The sequence below is a fragment of the Fructobacillus sp. ESL1096 genome, assembly GCF_058511985.1.
The window spans coordinates 647,144-667,500 of record NZ_CP196400.1 but is presented as its reverse complement, the minus strand read 5'-3'; the positions used below and the strand labels follow the sequence as shown (position 1 = coordinate 667,500).

18 protein-coding genes, 14 tRNA genes and 1 rRNA gene (1 of these 33 cut by a window edge) are annotated in these 20,357 nt (G+C 39.2%); 28 read left to right on the top strand and 5 right to left on the bottom strand.

The genetic code is table 11. The features are described from left to right. The 16 genes from rrf to ACSYSR_RS03085 form a co-directional block, all read left to right on the top strand. Nucleotides 1-55: ribosomal RNA gene (gene rrf, locus ACSYSR_RS03160) — 5S ribosomal RNA — on the top strand; it begins 62 nt to the left of the window's first position. A gap of 40 nt (nt 56-95) precedes the next feature. Further along, nucleotides 96-168: transfer RNA gene (locus ACSYSR_RS03155), tRNA-Val, on the top strand. 41 nt (nt 169-209) lie between these two features. Beyond that, a tRNA-Thr gene (locus ACSYSR_RS03150) sits at nt 210-282 on the top strand. A 7-nt stretch (nt 283-289) separates the two neighbouring features. Next, nucleotides 290-361: transfer RNA gene (locus ACSYSR_RS03145), tRNA-Gly, on the top strand. A gap of 5 nt (nt 362-366) precedes the next feature. Next, nucleotides 367-450: transfer RNA gene (locus ACSYSR_RS03140), tRNA-Leu, on the top strand. Nucleotides 451-454: 4 nt separating this feature from the next. After that, a tRNA-Arg gene (locus tag ACSYSR_RS03135) sits at nt 455-528 on the top strand. 43 nt (nt 529-571) lie between these two features. Continuing rightward, a tRNA-Pro gene (locus ACSYSR_RS03130) sits at nt 572-645 on the top strand. A 26-nt stretch (nt 646-671) separates the two neighbouring features. After that, nucleotides 672-746: transfer RNA gene (locus ACSYSR_RS03125), tRNA-Met, on the top strand. 12 nt (nt 747-758) lie between these two features. Then, a tRNA-Ile gene (locus tag ACSYSR_RS03120) sits at nt 759-832 on the top strand. Between the two features lie 22 nt (nt 833-854). Continuing rightward, nucleotides 855-944: transfer RNA gene (locus ACSYSR_RS03115), tRNA-Ser, on the top strand. 29 nt (nt 945-973) lie between these two features. Next, a tRNA-Met gene (locus tag ACSYSR_RS03110) sits at nt 974-1,047 on the top strand. A gap of 2 nt (nt 1,048-1,049) precedes the next feature. After that, nucleotides 1,050-1,123 (top strand) — tRNA-Asp (locus ACSYSR_RS03105). Between the two features lie 20 nt (nt 1,124-1,143). Further along, nucleotides 1,144-1,216: transfer RNA gene (locus ACSYSR_RS03100), tRNA-Phe, on the top strand. Nucleotides 1,217-1,237: 21 nt separating this feature from the next. Next, nucleotides 1,238-1,308: transfer RNA gene (locus ACSYSR_RS03095), tRNA-Gly, on the top strand. Nucleotides 1,309-1,329: 21 nt separating this feature from the next. Continuing rightward, a tRNA-Ile gene (locus ACSYSR_RS03090) sits at nt 1,330-1,403 on the top strand. Between the two features lie 117 nt (nt 1,404-1,520). Beyond that, nucleotides 1,521-2,735: a DUF2075 domain-containing protein gene (locus ACSYSR_RS03085; protein ID WP_489816149.1), complete on the top strand. Its 1,215-nt coding sequence runs from the start codon at nt 1,521-1,523 to the stop codon at nt 2,733-2,735. A gap of 70 nt (nt 2,736-2,805) precedes the next feature. Here ACSYSR_RS03085 and ACSYSR_RS03080 read toward each other — a convergent pair whose 3' ends face one another. After that, nucleotides 2,806-3,579, bottom strand: coding sequence for a TIGR01457 family HAD-type hydrolase (locus ACSYSR_RS03080; protein WP_252773302.1), 774 nt, complete (start codon nt 3,577-3,579; stop codon nt 2,806-2,808). Nucleotides 3,580-3,738: 159 nt separating this feature from the next. On the opposite strand from ACSYSR_RS03080, the gene ACSYSR_RS03075 reads away from it, so the two are divergent. Together ACSYSR_RS03075 and ACSYSR_RS03070 are read left to right on the top strand one after the other, a co-directional pair. After that, nucleotides 3,739-5,946: an LTA synthase family protein gene (locus tag ACSYSR_RS03075; protein WP_489816150.1), complete on the top strand. Its 2,208-nt coding sequence runs from the start codon at nt 3,739-3,741 to the stop codon at nt 5,944-5,946. A 44-nt stretch (nt 5,947-5,990) separates the two neighbouring features. Further along, nucleotides 5,991-6,902, top strand: coding sequence for an RluA family pseudouridine synthase (locus ACSYSR_RS03070; protein WP_489816151.1), 912 nt, complete (start codon nt 5,991-5,993; stop codon nt 6,900-6,902). Between the two features lie 43 nt (nt 6,903-6,945). On the opposite strand, the gene ACSYSR_RS03065 is transcribed toward ACSYSR_RS03070, so the two are convergent. Then, entirely contained in the window at nt 6,946-7,683 is a 738-nt protein-coding gene (locus tag ACSYSR_RS03065) for an MIP/aquaporin family protein (RefSeq protein WP_252773299.1), read from the bottom strand. 87 nt (nt 7,684-7,770) lie between these two features. After that, nucleotides 7,771-10,062, bottom strand: a complete 2,292-nt coding sequence (locus ACSYSR_RS03060) for a heavy metal translocating P-type ATPase (protein WP_489816152.1) — start codon at nt 10,060-10,062, stop codon at nt 7,771-7,773. Between the two features lie 510 nt (nt 10,063-10,572). Here ACSYSR_RS03060 and ACSYSR_RS03055 point away from each other — a divergent pair. After that, nucleotides 10,573-11,094 (top strand): hypothetical protein, encoded by a 522-nt coding sequence (locus ACSYSR_RS03055; RefSeq protein ID WP_489816153.1) that lies wholly within the window; start codon nt 10,573-10,575, stop codon nt 11,092-11,094. A 449-nt stretch (nt 11,095-11,543) separates the two neighbouring features. Further along, nucleotides 11,544-12,110: a hypothetical protein gene (locus ACSYSR_RS03050; protein ID WP_489816154.1), complete on the top strand. Its 567-nt coding sequence runs from the start codon at nt 11,544-11,546 to the stop codon at nt 12,108-12,110. Between the two features lie 417 nt (nt 12,111-12,527). Here ACSYSR_RS03050 and ACSYSR_RS03045 read toward each other — a convergent pair whose 3' ends face one another. After that, nucleotides 12,528-13,055: a hypothetical protein gene (locus ACSYSR_RS03045; protein WP_489816155.1), complete on the bottom strand. Its 528-nt coding sequence runs from the start codon at nt 13,053-13,055 to the stop codon at nt 12,528-12,530. 556 nt (nt 13,056-13,611) lie between these two features. Here ACSYSR_RS03045 and ACSYSR_RS03040 point away from each other — a divergent pair. The 7 genes from ACSYSR_RS03040 to ACSYSR_RS03010 all read left to right on the top strand — a co-directional run bounded on the left by ACSYSR_RS03040 (nt 13,612) and on the right by ACSYSR_RS03010 (nt 18,689). After that, nucleotides 13,612-14,637, top strand: a complete 1,026-nt coding sequence (locus ACSYSR_RS03040) for a hypothetical protein (protein ID WP_489816156.1) — start codon at nt 13,612-13,614, stop codon at nt 14,635-14,637. Then, nucleotides 14,607-15,209, top strand: a complete 603-nt coding sequence (locus ACSYSR_RS03035; protein ID WP_491708343.1) for a hypothetical protein — start codon at nt 14,607-14,609, stop codon at nt 15,207-15,209. The genes ACSYSR_RS03040 and ACSYSR_RS03035 overlap by 31 nt, the downstream gene beginning before the upstream one ends. Nucleotides 15,210-15,223: 14 nt before the next feature. After that, entirely contained in the window at nt 15,224-15,826 is a 603-nt protein-coding gene (locus tag ACSYSR_RS03030; protein ID WP_489816158.1) for an ATP-binding cassette domain-containing protein, read from the top strand. 488 nt (nt 15,827-16,314) lie between these two features. After that, nucleotides 16,315-17,031 (top strand): DUF4352 domain-containing protein, encoded by a 717-nt coding sequence (locus ACSYSR_RS03025; RefSeq protein ID WP_489816159.1) that lies wholly within the window; start codon nt 16,315-16,317, stop codon nt 17,029-17,031. A 150-nt stretch (nt 17,032-17,181) separates the two neighbouring features. Beyond that, nucleotides 17,182-17,382: a hypothetical protein gene (locus ACSYSR_RS03020; RefSeq protein ID WP_489816160.1), complete on the top strand. Its 201-nt coding sequence runs from the start codon at nt 17,182-17,184 to the stop codon at nt 17,380-17,382. 352 nt (nt 17,383-17,734) lie between these two features. Then, nucleotides 17,735-18,022, top strand: a complete 288-nt coding sequence (locus ACSYSR_RS03015; protein WP_489816161.1) for a hypothetical protein — start codon at nt 17,735-17,737, stop codon at nt 18,020-18,022. A gap of 34 nt (nt 18,023-18,056) precedes the next feature. Continuing rightward, complete coding sequence (locus tag ACSYSR_RS03010) at nt 18,057-18,689, top strand: hypothetical protein (protein WP_489816162.1); 633 nt, start codon at nt 18,057-18,059, stop codon at nt 18,687-18,689. A gap of 518 nt (nt 18,690-19,207) precedes the next feature. On the opposite strand, the gene ACSYSR_RS03005 is transcribed toward ACSYSR_RS03010, so the two are convergent. After that, on the bottom strand, nt 19,208-19,855 hold the full coding sequence (locus ACSYSR_RS03005) for a TIR domain-containing protein (RefSeq protein ID WP_489816163.1): 648 nt from the start codon (nt 19,853-19,855) through the stop codon (nt 19,208-19,210). 80 nt (nt 19,856-19,935) lie between these two features. Here ACSYSR_RS03005 and ACSYSR_RS03000 point away from each other — a divergent pair, with 80 nt between their 5' ends. Further along, on the top strand, nt 19,936-20,337 hold the full coding sequence (locus tag ACSYSR_RS03000; RefSeq protein ID WP_489816164.1) for a hypothetical protein: 402 nt from the start codon (nt 19,936-19,938) through the stop codon (nt 20,335-20,337). The last annotated feature ends 20 nt before the right edge of the window (nt 20,338-20,357 follow it).

Here is a 20,357-nt window from a genome sequence, read left to right as displayed (position 1 = left end):
TAGCGCCGAAAGTAGTTGCCGGAACGCTGGCTGCGAGGATAGGACGACGCGATGCCGATACATATAAAAAAGAAGGGAACTTCTTTTTTTATTTTGGACGATTAGCTCAGCTGGGAGAGCACCTGCCTTACAAGCAGGGGGTCACAGGTTCGATCCCTGTATCGTCCATTGGCGAAGGCCAAGATATGCACGCCGCGTCGGGCAATCCAGCCGACTTAGCTCAGCTGGTAGAGCACCGCTCTTGTAAAGCGGGGGTCGAAGGTTCGAATCCTTTAGTCGGCATGATTATGCGAACGTAGTTCAGAGGTAGAACATCACCTTGCCATGGTGGGGGTCGCGGGTTCGAATCCCGTCGTTCGCTTGGATGCCGGCGTGGCGGAATAGGCAGACGCACAGGACTTAAAATCCTGCGATGGAAACATCGTACCGGTTCGATCCCGGTCGCCGGCATAATGCACCTATAGCGCAATTGGATAGAGTGTCTGACTACGAATCAGAAGGTTGCAGGTTCGACTCCTGCTAGGTGCATAAGGCCCCCAAAAGGTCTAGGGCGAAAAGTCCAAAAAGAAAGCGGGACGTAGCTCAGCTTGGTAGAGCACCTGGTTTGGGACCAGGGGGTCGCAGGTTCGAATCCTGTCGTCCCGATCGCTGTGAGTACTACAGCAAAGTATCGCGGTGTAGCTCAGCTGGCTAGAGCGTTCGGTTCATACCCGAGAGGTCGAAGGGTTCGATTCCCCCTGCCGCGATGACTCGAGCTGGGACCATTAGCTCAGCTGGTTAGAGCAGACGGCTCATAACCGTCCGGTCGTTGGTTCGAGTCCAACATGGTCCATGGAAGTGGATTGAAAGAACATGGAGAATTACCCAAGTCTGGCTGAAGGGAACGGTCTTGAAAACCGTCAGGTCGGGAAACCGGCGCGGGGGTTCGAATCCCCCATTCTCCTTACGGGTTGAGCCCCAAAAATAATATTATCGCGGGATGGAGCAGTTCGGTAGCTCGTCGGGCCCATAACCCGAAGGTCGTAGGTTCAAATCCTACTCCCGCAATTGGTCGCATGGTCTAGTTGGTTAGGACGCCTGCCTGTCACGCAGGAGATCACGGGTTCGAATCCCGTTGTGACCGTTTTCTGAAAAAGAAAAGTTGGCTCTGTAGCTCAGTTGGTAGAGCAATGCATTGAAGCTGCATGTGTCGGCGGTTCGATTCCGTCCAGCGCCATTGGGGGAACCCAGAAAAGATGCGAATGTAGTTCAATGGTAGAATTCCAGCCTTCCAAGCTGGCTATGCGGGTTCGATTCCCGTCATTCGCTTAGGCAAAGAGCCGAAACGATGGGCCATTAGCTCAGTTGGTTAGAGCGCTGTGTTGATAACGCAGAGGTCCCAGGTTCGAGTCCTGGATGGCCCATGACAAAGAAGACTTCGGTCTTCTTTTTTTTGTGTGCTCTAAAATCATTTTTATTCAAACAGATTTTTACTCAAGAACAGTTTTGTCTGACCTATTGAGAAATTGTATAATCAGCTTATGGAAAAACAGGAAAATGACAACTTAAAGTCTTTTGATATTGATCACCTGAGTACGGGTCAAAGCGACATTCTTGCTACTTTACAAGACTATCTCGTTCAAGGCTTACAAGCACCTGGTCATCACGTAGCGGTGATTGAAGGCGCAGCAGGGACGGGCAAAAGCGTTTTACTGACAAAGCTTTTTAAGAATATTCGAGCGGGGATAAAAGATGACCACAGCCCTTATAAAGGGTTAAAAACGGTATTTACCGTTAATCATCCAGAACTTTTAAAGGTTTACCAGGAAATGGGCGCGCGTTATCAAAATCTTTATAAAAAAGATTATGTTCGGCCTACATCACTCATTAATGGGGGACATAAGACGGATAGTCGCTATGATGTTGTTTTGATCGACGAGGGCCACCTCCTACTAAGTAAGAGAGAGCCCTATATTCGTTTTTTTCAAGACAATCAGTTAACCGAAATTATTAAATTGGCGAAAGTTGTCGTGGTTGTTTTTGACTTTCAGCAGGTTATTCAGGGTAAGATGTTTTGGAACCAAAAACTGTTAAACCAGGTCTTAGCCCCCTATGATCATCGGATTTTTCCAATGGATTTTCAATATCGAATGGAAGTCAACGCCCCTGTTTCCGCGTGGATTGATGACTTTGTTACAGGCAAGCTCACACCTTTGCCAGCTGATCTAGGAAATTACGATCTGCGAATTTTTAAACGAGCAGATGTCCTCTTGAAAACGATCAAGGCCCGCAACCAAGAAGTTGGCTTAGCCCGAGTACTGGCAACAACTGGGTTTCAACGCCGGTCTGATGGCGCCCACCACGTTGTTTTAGACGGTTTTGATTTACCATGGGACGAGTTTGATGCGCAAGTCAAAACGTGGCCAAACCGACCAGAATCAATTAACCAGGTGGGATCCATTTATACTGTCCAGGGTTTTGATTTAAATTATGCTGGGGTTTTGCTGAGCCCGGCATTTGAGTACGATGAAGAAAGTGACCGGATGGTAGTTAATCCAGCAAAGGTTACGCATAAAGAAATTTATAAAAAGAATCCCAATTTGACAGATGCAGATGCCATTGCTCAGGCTAAAATTGATTTTATGTACAATGCTTTAAATATTTTAGCTAAGCGTGGTAAAAAAGGGTTGTATCTAAAGGCAGCTGACCCAGCCCTTAACGCACGTTTGCTGGCCTTACAAAATAAAGCAAAATAAAAGAAGCCAAACCATGATAGGCTTGGCTTCAACGAGAAAAACCGGTTATCCGGATTTTGATTCAATTAAATTATTCAACAGACCATTCATCAAAGTTAGCGACAAAATCAGATGGTTGGTTGACTTCTTTGGCCACATCGGCTGGCTTAGAAACGCCGGTGTAGACTAGAAGAGTATCGAGCCCGTTTTTGATACCGGCAAGGATATCCGTATTATAGTTATCGCCAACCATGACGGGATGGTCGGGATGATTAAGCTTAGCCAGAGCACCTTCCATAATTGGAGCTTCTGGCTTAGCAATAATAGTCGGTTCGACCCCGGTTGCCGTTTTGAGAGCAGCGACAAGTGAGCCGGCACCAGGAAGCATGCCCTCTTCACTTGGCAGGTTTGTATCGGCATTCGTAGCAATAAACTTTGCTCCGCGAGCAATCGCAAAAGTTGCCTCTTTGAGCTTTTGGTAGGTAAAGTTGCGGTCGAGACCCATTACCACAACGTTGGCTTCAGTGGCGGGGACCAGGTCGATGCCGGCATTTTCGAGGGCATCTTTTAGTCCAGTTTCACCAATTAGATAAACCTTTTGCCCGCTGCTAGCTAAACCCTTAACATAGTCAGCGGTTGCCATAGCTGAGGTATAGACCTGATCAACCGTTGTTTTGATACCGTGGTTAATCGTTAGGTTATCTGCGACATCCTTGGCTGTTTTTGTTGAATTATTAGTGACAAAAAGGTAAGGAATTTGGGCAGTTTGCAACCGCTCAATAAATCTTTTAGCGGCTGGAATTGGTTGTTTGCCATGGTAGATTGTTCCATCAAGGTCAATTAAATAAGCATTATACTTTGGCATAAAAATATCCTCTTTAGTGGTTCGATTGATTCTATTGTCACGTATTTATTTAAAATTAGCAAGTGAAAAAGACCGGCTTTTAAAAACAGAAAAAAAGATACGTGCTTGAAATGATTTTTAACTGAAAGCCCCCAGAAATAGGCGTATAATGGCCTTATTATGAAAAAAGACGTACAAAAAAATCCGCATCTTTTAAAGGCGGTTTACCAAGCAGGTCGAGCAAGAGTTCAGACTCGCTTAGGTTTTTATACACTATTAGTTTCGTTATTCATCTTGAAAACTTTTTTGGCTTACGGCATGGATTTTAACTGGATGCACGTGTCGTCATTATATCAAGTTTTTTTGATGCTGATTAATCCAATCGGATTTACGATGCTAATTTTTGCACTACCGTTATTCTTTAAAAACCGTAATCTTTATTACGGTGGGATGATGGTTTTATATACGGCGCTGACCACCTATCTTTATATTAGCGTGACTTATTATCGTGAATTTACTGACTATCTGAGTGTTAACGTGATTTTGAACTACTCGTCGGTTAACCAAGGTGGTAAGGCCGCCGGTGCAATTAGTTTTAGTGCCCACGACTTTTTGTTTTGGATTGACGTTGTGATCCTCATAGGTCTTTTGTTGTTTAAAAAGATTAACCGTGATCGAAAAGAGGTGCGTCCTGGGAAAACATCAACTTTGATAGCAGTTGGCTGGTTGCTTATCATGGCTAACTTGGCGTTGGCTGATGTTGATCGGCCCCAGCTGCTGACCCGGCAGTTTGATCGGGAATACCTGGTTAAGTATTTGGGGATTGGCCCCTTTACGATCTTAGATGCTTATAATACTTTTAAAACCAGTCAGGTACGAAAATCAGCGAAACCAGCAGAATTGCAAAAGGTAAAAAAGTACGTTCAAGACCACTATGTTGGCATGAATCCAACCTATGCTGGAAAGGCTAAGGGCAAGAACGTCATTGTAATTCATCTGGAGTCATTCCAACAATTTTCAATTGACCGTAAGGTTAACGGGCAAGAGGTAACACCGTTCTTAAATTCTTTGTATCACAGCAAGGATACGATTGCCTTTGATAACTTCTTCCACCAAGTCGGCCAGGGAAAGACCTCCGATGCTGAAAATCTATTGGAGACGTCGACCTATGGTCTGCCACAGGGTTCGCTCTTTGCTAAATTGGGCAATGACCAGACCTTCCAGGCTATGCCTGCCATTTTGAACCAACGGGCTGGCTATTCATCAGCAGTTTTCCATGGTAATACCGGATCGTTTTGGAATCGAACGAATGTTTACAAGAACATGGGTTATCAGAATTGGATTTCGGGTGAATACTTTGATACGAGTGGTAAAAATTCAACTGCATGGGGTTTGAAGGATAAGTTGCTCTTTAAAGACTCAGTCCCATACCTTGAACGGTTGCAACAGCCGTTTTATGCTAAGTATATTACGGTTTCCAACCATATTCCATATGAAATTGATAAGGATGACCAGGATCCTAATTTCCAAACGTCTAATTCTGGTTCCAAGTATATTGATAATTACTTTATTACTAACCATTATTTGGATCAGGCCATTAAAGAATTTTTCGATTATTTGAAGAAATCAGGTTTGTACGACAATACGATGGTTGTGCTCTATGGTGACCACTACGGTATCAATAACACGGATAATAAGTATTTGGCCCCACTTTTGGGCAAGGATCCAAGCAAATGGACCGACCTGGATAACGAAAACTTGCAAAGAACACCGTTGATTATTCATATTCCAGGTTTGAAAAATGGTGGAATTAACCACACCTATGGGGGTGAAGTTGATGTGGCCCCAACAATCGAACATCTTTTGGGTATTTCAAGTAAACGTTATATTCAGTTTGGTCAGGACCTTTTGTCGACAAAACGAAGTCAATTGGTTGTGATGCGTAATAAGGATTGGATGACGCCAGAGTATGCTTCGATTTCTGGTACCATTTGGGATACTAAGACAGGCGAAAAGGTCATTGATCCAACGCCTGATCAGGAAAAATTGTTTAACAAGTATCAGACGGAAGCAAATGAAAAGCTTGCTATGTCTGACACGCTAAACCAGAAGAATTTGTTGCGTTTCTACCATCCAGACGGCTTTAAGGCAGTTGATGCAGCAGCTTATGATTATTCGAAGTCGAAGACATTGGCACGTTTCAAAAAGGCAAACGAAAATCAAAGTTCAACCTCCTTATACACTCAGCATGGCGATCAGAGTACTGTTGGTGACTATGTCACTAATGCACCGGAAATTAATGATAGCCCAGATTCATTGCAAGCGGACTATCCAGGTGCGTCAGTTGCTTTTTCACCAAGTAGTGCAAGTAGCAGCAGTGGCAACTAACATGAAATCAGGGGAAACCCTGATTTTTTACTAGGGAAAAGAAAATGTTTGCAAAATATCAACGAGAAATTACCATTACGGATCGCTTTGCTGGTTTGGCAGTGAAAGATTACTTGAAACAAATTTTTCTGCCAAAGCATTTGCGGGGGAATTTGCGACAGGAAAGGGGCCTCCAGGTTAATGGCCAACAGGTCTCGACAGCCCATGTTTTAAAGACCGGCGATCAATTAACCTTGGCCTTCCAAGAGGCGGTCTTCTTGGACCAGCAGGGCCCTTATCCGGCTAATACTGACAGTACATTTGCCATTGTCTATCAAAATGAGGACCTCTTGGTGGTAAACAAACCCGCTGGGATGAAAATGCACCCGCATTCGCCGACAGAAACGGATACGTTGCTAAATTACGTTAATGGTTATTTTCAAACAAATCCACAAAAATCGGCTGACCAACCTGCTCAGGCTTTGATGGTTCATCGCTTGGATCGAGCAACTTCTGGCCTAGTGATTATTGCTAAAAATCCAATTGTGGTCCCAATCTTAAACCGTTTAATAAAAGAAAAAATTATTCAGCGCACCTATCTGGCCAGAGTCAGGGGTCTTTTTGACCAGAAGGTTGGCATCTTTGAACAAAGGATTGGACGGCATCCAAGTGATGATCGCTTGCGTTGGTTGGATGCCACAGGTCAAAGTGCAACGACCCATTATCAGGTTTTAAGTGAGGATAGAAAACGCAATGAGAGCCTTGTTCGCCTTGAATTACAGACGGGTAGGATGCACCAGCTGCGGGTCCATTTAGCCGGAAATGGTCATCCCATTAATGGGGATGACTTGTATCACGGCAAGGCTGACAAGCGACTAGCCCTGCATTCAACGGCTCTTTTACTGGTGTTGCCCTTTACCGGTGAGCAAGTTTTATTGGAAGAACGTGCTGGGTTAATTTCAAAAAATAACAATTAAAAAGGTCCTGACTAGAAAGTCAGGACCTTTTTGATACGAAGGATTATTCGGCAACTGATTTAACAGCGGGATCATCTTCATTCATGAAATATTTAACGACTAGGCCAGCTAAGAGACCGCCCAAAATCTCGGCAATTAAGAAGTACCAGAGATGGGCAGAGGATGCCAAGCCCTTGTAAAGAGCGGGGGCAAGAACACGGGCTGGGTTAACCAGGCCATTTGTCAGTGGATAGGTCACAAAGGAAATCAGGGTGAAGCTAATCCCAGTGATAGCGGCACTTTGTTTGATGTGCTTTTTCAATGCCACTAGGGTAATAAAGACTAAGACGAAGGTAAAGAATAATTCAATGGCCACCGCTAGCCAAACGGAAATGGCACTTGCTGCGGATGGCTCTAACAAGGAAAATAATTGGCTAGCTTTGACAGAAGACGTTGATGAAGATGATGAACCACTTTGTTGTGCATTAATGATTGGGATTAATGTATAAACTGCAAGGGTCAATCCAGCAAAGGCTCCAAGGAACTGGGCCAAAAAGTAGGCTCCAAAGGTTTTCCACGAGATGTCTTGATTGATGGCTGCTCCTAGAGAAACGGCGGGGTTAAAGTGGCCACCGTTCGCCATCGGCCCGAAGATAAACATCAACGCTGCTAGGGATAGGCCAAAGATTGCCATAGCATCGAAGAGCTGACCTGTTTGGAAGGTCGTGACGTAAATCAAGGCGGTGGTGGCGAAGATAACCAACAGCATCGTCCCAAAGAATTCTGCAAAATACTTGCGCATAAAAAAAAGCTCCTTTTATTTGTACTCAACTGCTAATTATACAGCTTTGACATAAAAGAAACTTTAAAGATTCTAATTTTTGCTCGCTTACTTGTGTAAGAGAAGCGCATTGACTGCCACAACAACCGTTGAAAGCGACATCACGATAGCGCCAATTAATGGGTTTAACATGATGCCAGCAAAGGCAAAGAGGCCAGCGGCGGTCGGAATGGCTAAGATATTATAGCCGGCCCCCCACCAAAGGTTCTCAATTTCTTTACGGTTAGCATTATGGGCTAAGTTAATTAAGTCGATAATCTTTGGCAAGGATTGCGAAATCAACACCGCGTCGGCTGACGCCTGGGCCACATCGGTTCCTGCACCAATGGCTACTGATAAATCGGCTTGGGCCAAGGCAGGAGAATCATTAATCCCATCACCAATCATCATCGTCTTACCTTTTTGTTGATACTGTTTGACCAGGTTAATCTTGTCCTCTGGTGAAACCTCTGCCTGAACCAAGTCGATGCCCAATTCTTGGGCAACCTTATTAGCCGTCTTTTGAGCATCACCTGTGACAAGGACTGGAGTAATTTGATGAGCCTTAAGTTGGGCAACGAAGTCTTTGGCAGTGGCTTTAATGCTATCACCAAGGGAGACAGCAGCCAAAACTTGGTGGCCATCCGTTAGGTAGGAAATTGAACCATCGGCATCTAATGGGTTAAAGTCAATCTGTTGGTCGGTTAGGTAACGGGCTGAAACCAGTGAGTATTGCTGACCATTGACGGTTCCACTAATCCCAGCCCCGGAAATGGTTTGAACGTCTTGACCGGCTGTGACGGTCACACCATCGTCCTTGGCTTTTTGGACAATAGCCTTAGCTAGTGGGTGAGAAGATTGCTGTTCAAGGGCGGCCATGATGGCTAGGGCGTCATGGTCGCTGATTTTGTTAGTGACTAATTTTTGTACTTGGAAATGACCGTTAGTCAAAGTACCGGTCTTATCCATTAATGCATAATCCAGATGTTTAGCTGACAGCACTGCACCGTGCTTCTTAATCAAAATACCGTCTTTGGCTGCCAGTGCCTTGGTTCGTTGAATCACCAATGGAATGGCCAGGCCTAAAGCGTGTGGACAAGCAATGATTAGCGTTGTCACGGCAATGTTAAAGGCAGTGGCCAGGCCACTGATGGCGGTCCAGATAACCAGGGCCAAGACGGCAGCTGTCAAGCCAACCCAGAAAAGCCAGCCGGCAACCTGATTGGCTAATGATTCAGCTTTGGTAGAGCTGGCTTCTGTTTGGTTCAAAGTCTTTTTGAGGTGACCAATAAATGAGTCATTGCCGACGGCCGAAACCTGGACAAGCAGAGTGCCTTCACCGTTAATCGTTCCACCAATGACAGAGGACTTTTCAGTCTTTTGGACCGGCTTTGATTCCCCAGTCATCAGAGATTCATCGACTTGAGATGAACCTGAAAGGACGGTCCCATCGGCGGGAAAGGATTCACCAGCCAAGACTTGGACAACCGCACCCTTTGTGAGCGAACTGACGGGCTTATCAGTGAAGGAGTCGCCGTCTTTGACGTGGGCCGTTGCTGGTGTGAGCTTTGCCAGTTCGGAAGTTGCATTGCCGGCCTTCATGGTGGCTTGCATTTCAATTAGGTGCCCCAAGAGCATGATAACGACTAAGGTACCGAACTCCAGGAAGTAGTCCATGGCCGCGACCTTAAAGAAAGTTTTGGCAATAAAGGCATAAACAGAAACCCAGAAGGTCACCAAAAGTCCCATGGAAATCAGCGACATCATCGCTGGTTTCTTTTGCTTCAACTCAAGTTTCGCGCTTGAAAAGAAAGGTTGGGTCCCAACGGCATACATGGCGACCGCCAAAAGCAGCATCACCCAGTTGGAACCAGGGAATGTCAACGTGATTGGTAGGTCAACGCCCATAAAGGGGGCAACGAAGAGGAGCGGAATCAAGAGGGCGAAAGACCACCAGAATCGTTGCTTCATGTTGCCATGATTCATTGGCATCCCGCCCATGGCACCCATTCCAGACATTCCAGCCATGTCGTGATCCATTCCGGACATGCTCCCCATGCCATGATCCATGTGGCCGTGATCCATCTTCATGTGGCCATGGTCCATTTGCATGTGGCTATCGTGTCCGTCATGGTTGTGCCCCATATCCATGTTGCCCATGCTATTGTGGCCACCATGGCCATGGTCCATTTGCATGTGGTTATCGTGTCCGTCATGGTTGTGCCCCATATCCATGTTGTCCATGTTGTTGTGGCCTCCATGGCCTGGATGACCCATCTGCGTCTGGCCCATGTCTTTTTTCATGTTTTCTTCATGGTTTTTGTGATTCATGTGACGGTTCTTGTCAAAGTCGTCTGCCATAAAAACTTCCTTTCTAAAAACAAATTTATTCCTTTACTGGTCTAACTTAAAACAAATTCTAATATTATGCAAGTTCTTGATAGTTGATTAAAAAAATCAGCAAGATTAATTTTTAATAAAAAAGCTGTTAAAACAATGATCAACAGCCTTTTGAATCGAAAAAATTATCTGTGGTGAAGTTAGAAACCGTCGTTTATTTTTACATGATTGGTATAGTTTCTTTTTAATTGGAATGACAAAGAGGTTCCATTAGTACTAGTGCTAAGAAAAGAAACGGGCGAGCAGTTTATAATAAAACTAAATTTAATCAAAAGTACGGAAAGGATAAAACGAAACGATATAATTGTCATTACTAACCCTGATAAAAAATAGTGACAAGACATGCATGATATTAAAACTCATGCATTCTCTGGTGATATTACATAGGAAAATTTTAGGGAAAAACATCATAAAGCAAAAAATTAATATTTATAGCCAGACTCTTACGCTCATAACTTGAGGAATTTATCTATGAAAAAAATTACAATCGCTATTATTATTTTGATACTATTATTAGCTACTTTTTTTTATATCGGTAGTGAAAACAAAAGTAAAAGCAACAACAATTCAATTACTTCTAGTAACCAGTCTAGTCAGAAAAAAGACAATACTACTGTTTCATTATCTAGTCAGACATCTAGTCAAATCGATAATACTAGCGACAATAATTCTAGCGGTGATCAGTCATCATCTCAGACATCCGATCAAGCAAACAGTGCTAATAGCACTGGGACCATACCATCAGCAGGTCAGGGTCATGTTGTTAATAATGCCCAAGATGCGTTAGATGTCGTTAAAACAGCTTTTGCATCAAGTATTGGTGATGACGTCAATGACTTTGAATTTGATGTTTATCAAGACCCTAGAGATCCTAATTCGCATAACTTTGATGTCCAAACAATTATAAAATCGGCAAAAATGGCCGGAGGGAGTGGCACAGCAGGAATTTATAGCGTCAGTCCAAACGGTCATTTTGGCCTGATTGTTTTTTAATATAACTCAGCGCACTGACGTTCTATCGATGATGTAACAGAGATATCTAAATAGTATGATAATCAGCTAATCCTATCTAACAAATATCTTTTCAATAACATGAAATATCCAATAAGAGAATTTGAATTCATTTAAATTCAGTTCCTTAATTATTTTGGATATAAAGGGTTTCTGATTTTCTTTAACTCATGTAATGCCCTAGTTAGCCGTTCAGCGTGTGATTGATTTATTAGCTGGGCATTTTTAACAATGAGAGTTTTTTATAAAAGAAAGTCGTCCCTTTATATTGCTGTCATTTAGGTGTTTGTATATAAATACCCAGTTCCATGCTAGGACTGTTAAAATGTCATTTTTCATTGACAGTTTAACATTGACAAATAAATAAACGGGTAATGAAGCCAATTGCAATACCAATTAGAAAATGTGATACTTATTCAGAGGTATAAATTATGAAAAAAATATTTAGCATTGTGATGCTAATTGGCGTTATTCTTTTAGGATTTTTGCTGCTTAAAGAAAAACACCATAATGATTTACTAAAAGAAGAAGTAAAAAAACAATCAGAGAATCAAAAGACAAATGCAAATAAAAAAAAGTCAACGATAGACAATAAAGAAATGGTTAACAAAGCCTTAGTAGGTAAGGGGTTTGACACAGTTCTATTCAAATATAATGATGTGGATGTTGATAAAGCCATGGATACTATACCAGGAACTCCACAAAACCTAGCACACGATGGCAAACGATTTTATTATTTCAATAGTGACGCTACTTTCAGAAGCACAAGTGTGGGAAGCTATGCAGGAGCAGCTGGGGGAAGTTGGAAGATTGATGAAACACATATAATATTGACTATGGACGCCGGCGCTCAATTTAAAATTCCCTATCAAATAAAAGATAATACGGTGCTTTTTCCTAATTGGGATGACTATTCAAATGGGAATAAATATACTTATCAATTTATTCCTGATAATTCGGCAAAGTCCTATATTGAAGGAAAAAGTCTTCAAAGCTAACTTGATTTAATATCCTTCATGATGTCATTACGAACAAAAATCGATATAATGACATCATAGAAGTCAAGTTGGGTTTTGAACTCAATCGACTAGCAAATAAAAAATAGCTTTTACTAATCAGTTCCATACTATTTCTTTGGACGGAAATGTTGCTTGATTGCGTCTGCTTAATAGAACTTTAAAAGCTCAATCACAGTGATATTTATCAGCTATATGAAGAGGCCTCGTTAGTCTGCAAAAAGCTCTGGGTGTGACCGGAGCTTTTTTCTTTAACCCATGTAATTATCCAGTTAACTGTGCAGTCTGGTTTTGACTCATGAACTGCAGCTTTTGACGATTTATTAATTGCTCGTTTAACATTGACAAAATAAAAAAAGGGCCCCTCTGGTTCAAATCATAGAGGCCTTTTTTGTTTATCTATACAAATGGAAATAATATATTTGTGTTTGCCGACCGCGGCCCATCAATTTTTCGAGAATATTGATGATATTCATGACCGATTTGCTGTTTAATAAGTGCCGGAAGCGCTTTATCGTCATCAACAATCATTGTTCTTGATATATATGAACCCTTGTGTTGAATAGCAATATATTTCTTTTTTTGACTGTTACCGTTACTTATTTTAAGCCAGTCGCCATTAGATAAAGCATTATCAACTGCATATACATCCGTGCGTACACCGTTTGCTGTATCAGCAGGCAGGACTGCGTATGCAGTAGTCGATGGTAGGAAGGGGTTGTAGCGATCAATAATTGATATTTGTTGTTTCCTACCTATTCCAAAAACTAATAAGACAATGATACAGAATAATACTAATACGGTTGTTTTCTTTTTTTGATAAACAATGTTTCTCTCTCCTAAAATACAAAACTTAAAATTACAATAATAAATTACCATCTCTAATTTAGAATTGCAAATAACCGAACGTAATACAATGTTGGTCAACGAAAGAAAAAAACGTCTCCATTTTTTTGGGGGCGATTTTTTCTTCTCTCAAAAAGTCTTTTGCTCAATTTCAGCCAAATCAAGTAGTTTCGCTCTCAAAAAGGGAAGTTAAAAATAATGATGGCAAAAATTAATTTTATAACAGATTTAAATTGAGTGTTGCAATTGTTTAAAGTTTAATTTTTGACTTAGAATAAGTAAATTCTGTATGGAAAGTGGGTCAAACTAAAAAATGAACAAATAGTTTCGATTAACATGTTTAGTAAATATTTGTCGATACCGTTTAATACGAAACAAAATATTAACAATTTTGATTTGAATGTAATTGGTACCTAAAATAGGCACATGATAAACTCATACTTGTTGTTTAGAAAGATATAGCACACGTATTATTGTTTATAGAGGAGAAAAAATGGTATTAAAAAGTTTCTTGGCTAAGTTAGTCTTTGGGTCTCTCAGGGCACAACTAATTTAAAAAAAGCCAATGACTATGCTTCATTTAACGGTGATTCGTTACCCTCTTGGCTTGGATATACGTCACGTTTGGTAAATAGTAATGGTACTGGTGTTAGTAATCGTGTTAGTGTGGCAGTTGATCGCACGACTCATGCTAATAGTAGTGCTTATTATAACCATTACTATCTTAATGATATTTGTTCCAATCCATGGGAGCCTAGCACTACCACAACTAGAATGCACTTTAGTGCTGACTGGAAGTAAAAATAAAAATGAAAAAATACGGTTATTAACCGTATTTTTAATGATGAAAGGAATTATTATGCCCAAAAAGCTGGCACTAACCACCTTCCTGATTATTAACATTCTGATTGGGACCACGATGTTTGTTACCCTACAAACTTGCTTAGATAGCAACCTAGGATCCACGACAGCTACAACGACATCAAACACTTTTTTTTCTTTGCAACTTGGTCAAAATAGTCCAATTTATAGCATTATTGTGTTCACAATTGTTGCAGTCTACAGTAACTTTATCTGGATTTATAGTAAAAATAATAACTTCTTTTTTAGTATTATCCAACGGATTAGCTATACTAAGTTTTTAAAAAAAGGAGCGCTGTATTCTTTTCTGGGAGGAAGCCTACTCTCAGTGATGATGTCTTTTTATCAGCTATCATTTTTAGCCCTATTGATTCATCCGCTGCAATTAGATACTCCTGTTACCAATCAAAGCGAGGGAATCTCTGCCTTTGATAATGGCAATTTGTGGTCCATTGTTCAATTTACTATTTTAGCTGCACTAGGTTGGGGTGTTTACGCTGTCTTTGTTTTTGCTGTAACGCTGTGGATTAAAAAGAACGTTCTGGCTATGGTTAGTGGTGGTTTATTAGGAGTGCTTTTATTTGTTCTTCCGGCTCTATTAGCCCAACTATTACAAGGAATCGGGACTACCTTTTTTTATCTAGTGCAAATATCCACCCTTTTGTCACCAGGTCTGATCACCTATTCAAGCATTCCGATTGAGCAAGCTGCTTCTTATTTCCCTTACTCTCTTTTGTTTTATGCACTATTGGCCATTTTTTTGATGATTTTATGGGTGAAACAGAAAGAAAAGAAAAACTAATGATTGATCGGATGAAAATACTCAAACCATCATGGATGACAGTAACGATCATTTTTATGATTAGTTGCCTGTCAATACAAAGCTATCGAAATTTACCTCTAGGGAAAGATATTGTATTTGCCACCATTTCTTGGCATGGACCCGTATTATTTTCGCAGACGATATTACTACTCTTCATCGCTTGGCAAGTCAGTTCATTTTGTAAAATTCAGCCGCTAGTAGCTGTTCGAGGGATGGATGACTGGATTCAAAAAAAGTTATTCGGCTTGGTGACATTTGAAGTATTGACCTACTTTATTTTGTTTGATGCTTCATTTTTACTAACAGGTCATTCACTTTTTATTGATGGTTCTCCTGTAATTGGCATCTGCCTTTTACTTTTCCGAATTTTTATCATATGGTTCCTTGGGATACTACTAATTTCTATCTATACATCATCTTATCCAGGCATTATTTTATTTAGTGTACTGGTTTTGAACTTGTTCTATCACTATATTATTGAAACCCTATTTTTACTCGGAAAGTATAGTCAATACTATGACCCGCTATGGCAAATTTTTCATCAAAAATAATCATTGGAGCTTTTATGTTAGAAATCAATCATTTACAAAAAAAATTTAACGATCAAGTCGTATTAAAAGACGTATCACTAACTGGCCAACCAGGTCAGCTGATTCATATTAGTGGGGAAAATGGTTCGGGTAAGTCCACTATTTTTAAAATTATTACGGGCATTATAAAACCGGATAAAGGAAATATTGCCATTGCTCCCCAAAAGACGATTGGTGCCCTGATTGAAAATCCCGGTTTTTTGGAATTTGAGTCAGGGTTAACGAATTTAAAGTTTTTAGCTAAGCTAAATCATCACTATGACGAAAAAAAGATTAAGAAATTAATGTCTGATTTCGGATTAAACCCGGAAAACAAAAGGGCAGTCTCTAAGTATTCTCTTGGTATGAGGCAAAAACTTGGCATTATCCAAGCCATTATGGAAAAGCAAAGTATCATCCTGCTAGATGAGCCAACAAGAGGGCTTGATCAGGGATCATTAAAACACTTTGCTACTTTGGTTACTCAATTAAAAGAAGAAGGGAAACTGGTCATCATTGCTTCGCATAGTTTTGATCATGATTTGTCTTACGATGCGTGGTATCGATTGACAGACGGAGTGTTGATACGTGAAAAATAAAATAGGATTCGGAATGTATTTCCTATCAGCGATTTTTATTTTTTTTGTTTTACCAATCAAAGAGCCACAACTCACAGGAACGCAACAAATACACCTACTATACGGATTTGGCAGTGATGATATTTATGTCATCATGTCTTCTATTCTTTACTTTTGGTTCGACTATTTAACACTGATGATGCCATTACAAGGTCTTTTAGATATCCGACGTTTTATACAAATCCGTCCTGTCAAATTCCATCAGAAAATAACCCTATATTTTGGTACGTTCTACCCCTTTTTTATAGCGTTTTTCATTGCTAAATGTTTAGGTTTACTGTTCGTCAGCCCATATGCAATATGGGCCATCCTAATTGCGGTAATTCTTTGGTGGTTATTGCTCCTGATATTATCGACTACCGAACTTAACACTTCATATACAACGATTATTGTAATCGTTTCCTTAGTATCCATCCGACTATTTTTTTCAATTATATAAAGGAAGTTGAATGAAAAACGAATCGAAAAACAATCAAGTACTATACATCATAACTGTTATATTATCGGCCTTTTCTTTAATCACAGCATGGATTCCATATGTGAACTTAATCGGTGTGCTGTCTTCCCTGATGGCTGTGATCTTAATCATTAGCATCCTGATTAAGTCAAAAGGAAAGGGGTGGAAAAAGTATAGTGTTAGTCTTTTAATTTCCATTTTGGCTATTGTCATCACCGTAACAGTGCAAATGAGCGTCCACTACGTTCATCAAATAACCTTACAAAAATCAAGTGCACAACTCAAAAGCAAGGCTTTCAAGATTGGCCAAGCCATCACGATTGAAACTGACCAATACCGAGTTAACAGTGTTTCATTTTTAAATCATATTGCCAACTATTCACCCAATTCAGGGAATAAAATCATTGCGATATCGTTGACGATTAAAAATACGGCCACAAAAGACTTTGGCACAGGTGACGCAGACCTACCATATGCAACAAACATGTTTCACATTCAATCCGGAAACAGCGACATTCCTTTAATTACAGGAAAAAATCTACCAAACGAAATCCCTGCACAAGGCAAAATCGCTATTAAAGGTAGTATCACTGGCACCCTATATGCTGAAGTCCCAGCCAATAGTCAACCTAAACTAGTCTATGGACAATCCCAGAATCAATCGTCTACTAATGACCGAATTCCTTCTTTCTCAGTTAGCCTCACATAAGGAATCTGATTCATTGTATTGATAAATTTTGTCGGTTTCACCGTTTGTACGTACAGCTTATGTACCGAATTTTAGTGTTAAAATGACTTTTGTTGACGAGTAATAGTCAGGTATAATATCTGACAACAAAGGTTTGAGAAGGAGTTTCAGATGAAATTTTTAGGTGTTTTTTTAATAACAGTCACCAGTTTATTGGTTTTTATTTTTTATCTCGTACCCGATATTATGAATGGCAATCCGAACAAATTGAGTTTTTGGTTTGACCTTATTGTTGCTAGTGTATACGTTGTCGGCATGTCTTTTTTTGTCACAGGAGTCTTAAGAACAGAGCTTTCTCATCGGCGTTCTTAGAATTGACTGTTTCACAAAACAAGAAAGGCTTAAGATTCGCTTTCTGAGAAGTAGACCAATTGAGCAAACGACTTTTTAATAAAAGAAAAAGCCGACCCCAGAGAAATGTCATTATCGAACACTGTTGGAAATATTTGCGGATTCATTCGAATGAAACTTGTTATCTGCCAATTAAATTGACTGTCGGAACAAATATTGCTGACATGATGAACAAATTTACTGCAGGACTGGAATCAGGTTATGTAACGATTAATACGGAACTAACGAAGGGGGTCTCTATATCAATCATCTATCTGTTGAAATCTCAGATGAAAAAATCAAACCACAGAACACCACCTTCAATAATCAAGATGTGATTGTCTTTGATATTGATTGGAACTGGGTGAATACACAAAAAGAGCTGGTCAAGAACTTAACCAATCCAATTGATATGACTTTGCAAAAGACTTCCCAAGCTATGTTAACCTTAATCCAGGATGGTTTAAACGTTAATAGTCAATTAGCCTACGGACTACAAAGTGTTATTACATCCGTTTTGGCTGATACTAATCAATTGCCATCAGTCACAACAGCCAAAAATAACCTTTATAGTATGGTAGCCCTCATTGTCATCTTTTTGTTTGCACCAGAGGCAGTTTAATATTTACCTGTTAAATTAGAGGAGTAAGTAACTAATGAACGAATTTAAGTACCTTCAAAGATCACTTGAAAGAAAAGCCAAAAAAAATTTAAAATGGCAAATATTACTCGCTTTTATTCTGATTAAGATAGATATCTATTTATTTATGGATAATCTATCACTGATGCATGCAGTTAAAAATAATACTATACCATCGATTAGAGTAATTATCTTTCAGTACCTTATTATACTCATCACTTGCATAATGCTCATTAGTTGGATTAAAATTGTCTACTTTATACGGCAAGCAATCAAGTATTCATTTAGTAAACAGAATGGCGTTGTTAACTTAAAAACTGTTTCCCATAATAATGAATGGTTAAAAAAACATATGGACCATGTAACGAGTAAGAAAATGGCTTTTTTCAATATATTTTCAAAAAAATATAAATTTTACCTACTGTGGGGGGTAATTGAAACAGAAGAATGTTATCGACTGACAATGCTTAATACTTCGGAGAGTGATCAGTTAGTTATCCTAAATATAAATAAGCAAGAATTTAAACAATATTATCATCAGAGTACCATTACAAAATGGATTCGACGCACGCAAAAAAGGTATGAAAAATTTAACAACCCATTATTGAAGTATTTATACTCATCATTTGTTTTTTACGTCAAAGACTAGTTACTTAATGTAATTACATTTTTTTAAAGAAAAATTATGTACAGACTTTTGGTGTTAAAACGACTTTTGTTGACAGGAAAAGTAAGATACAATGTTTTTACTGGAATGAGAAAATGGGAGAATTATTTATGAAAAAGTTTATTGAGTCAATCTATATGAATAGGTCAATCTATACGAATAATCTAATCGGAGCGTTGGTCTTTTTTTTGGTTATGCATTTTATGTTCAGATCGAATAATTTGTTACATGATATTTTATCCACGATTATTTTTTATTTTGTGATGGTTAGTTTTTCACTTTTAAACAAGCGTTCTCATCAAGGTTCTCAGAATTGATTTTTTCACAAAACCAGAATGGCTTGAAAACCGCTTTCTGAGAAGTAGACCAATTGTTGGGGTCCAAATTGAGCAAGCGTGCTTATCATAAAAGAAAGACCAGCCCAGAAAATTTGGGACTGGTCTTTTTGACTTTCGTTAATAGACGTTATGTTAACTAACTATAAAATATCTAAAATAACATTATATTAAATCACTAATACCACCATATGTTAAGTTATCAGAAGTGGCTTTGATGATATTATAATCATCTAAATTTTGACTTTTTTCATAGGCATTCTCAATGTATTTATTTGGATTGTTTAAAAAATCATTTTCATTCACTAATGAAATATAAGATCCTTCTAAACTGTCTACACTCATACAGTTTTCACAATAAAATATTTTTTGTTTTTGATTGAATCTGTTTTCACTAATTATTTTTAATAATTTTGACGTATCATAAATAGTTGTAGTGTGGCCATCCGGATGCTTGTAAGATTTGGATAGCCAATTAGTATTACCTCCGATATTTTGTATAACTCCAACAATTCCGTTTGAATGTGATGTTTTATCATGGTGTTTAATGTCTTTTAAGGCATATGCTATTTCCCACTCGATCCATTCTGAATTTTTCATGTTTGGAGATATGATAACAATCATAACTGAAGTATCATATATTTTATCTTTAAGAATACTTCTTATATTATCATTGCTCGTATCAGAAACGTCTTTTGAGTTAGCATCTTCACCTTTATAGTATTGAACATCACTTTTTAAAGATTCAATTATTTTATCTCTTAATAGTACAGATTCAGAATATTTATACGAAATGAAAGTTTTATGTGCCAATTATACTTCTCCTATAATAAAATGGTGTTGTATTAATATATATGTATATATTAAACGAAGATGTAGAGGAAATGTCAAAAATGAATAGTGAACAATCAGCAGATAGGCGAGCACATTTGGCTATGATACAAGGTGTAGTGAATAGAATGGGAAATAATTCTTTTTTCATTAAAGGATGGACTGTCACTTTTACTGTAGCCATTAATGGATTCTTCCTGAAGGAAAATCATACAAATATTGAAATATTGTTTATCGCTTGGGTTGCGATTTTTATTTTATGGTGCGCCGATGCGTATTTTTTGAGATTGGAGAGAGGATTTAGGAATTTTTATAACGAAGTCAGAACAGAAAATTATGATAAATATAATTTTGAAATTAAGCCTAAATTACAAGAATCATTTTTTAAAACATTTCGAAGACCAGTCTTACTGTGTCAGTATGTCTCACTTTTACTAATAACTTTTGTTGTAATGTATATATAATTTTTTTCAAACAAGACATT

What these genes read in the sequence shown, in the direction of transcription:
- ACSYSR_RS03085 (WP_489816149.1), top strand. Translation starts at nt 1,521, where the DNA reads ATGGAAAAACAGGAAAATGACAACTTAAAGTCTTTTGATATTGATCAC.
- ACSYSR_RS03080 (WP_252773302.1), bottom strand. Translation starts at nt 3,579, where the DNA reads ATGCCAAAGTATAATGCTTATTTAATTGACCTTGATGGAACAATCTAC.
- ACSYSR_RS03075 (WP_489816150.1), top strand. Translation starts at nt 3,739, where the DNA reads ATGAAAAAAGACGTACAAAAAAATCCGCATCTTTTAAAGGCGGTTTAC.
- ACSYSR_RS03070 (WP_489816151.1), top strand. Translation starts at nt 5,991, where the DNA reads ATGTTTGCAAAATATCAACGAGAAATTACCATTACGGATCGCTTTGCT.
- ACSYSR_RS03065 (WP_252773299.1), bottom strand. Translation starts at nt 7,683, where the DNA reads ATGCGCAAGTATTTTGCAGAATTCTTTGGGACGATGCTGTTGGTTATC.
- ACSYSR_RS03060 (WP_489816152.1), bottom strand. Translation starts at nt 10,062, where the DNA reads ATGGCAGACGACTTTGACAAGAACCGTCACATGAATCACAAAAACCAT.
- ACSYSR_RS03055 (WP_489816153.1), top strand. Translation starts at nt 10,573, where the DNA reads ATGAAAAAAATTACAATCGCTATTATTATTTTGATACTATTATTAGCT.
- ACSYSR_RS03050 (WP_489816154.1), top strand. Translation starts at nt 11,544, where the DNA reads ATGAAAAAAATATTTAGCATTGTGATGCTAATTGGCGTTATTCTTTTA.
- ACSYSR_RS03040 (WP_489816156.1), top strand. Translation starts at nt 13,612, where the DNA reads ATGGTACTGGTGTTAGTAATCGTGTTAGTGTGGCAGTTGATCGCACGA.
- ACSYSR_RS03035 (WP_491708343.1), top strand. Translation starts at nt 14,607, where the DNA reads ATGGGTGAAACAGAAAGAAAAGAAAAACTAATGATTGATCGGATGAAA.
- ACSYSR_RS03030 (WP_489816158.1), top strand. Translation starts at nt 15,224, where the DNA reads ATGTTAGAAATCAATCATTTACAAAAAAAATTTAACGATCAAGTCGTA.
- ACSYSR_RS03025 (WP_489816159.1), top strand. Translation starts at nt 16,315, where the DNA reads ATGAAAAACGAATCGAAAAACAATCAAGTACTATACATCATAACTGTT.
- ACSYSR_RS03020 (WP_489816160.1), top strand. Translation starts at nt 17,182, where the DNA reads ATGAAATTTTTAGGTGTTTTTTTAATAACAGTCACCAGTTTATTGGTT.
- ACSYSR_RS03010 (WP_489816162.1), top strand. Translation starts at nt 18,057, where the DNA reads ATGAACGAATTTAAGTACCTTCAAAGATCACTTGAAAGAAAAGCCAAA.
- ACSYSR_RS03000 (WP_489816164.1), top strand. Translation starts at nt 19,936, where the DNA reads ATGAATAGTGAACAATCAGCAGATAGGCGAGCACATTTGGCTATGATA.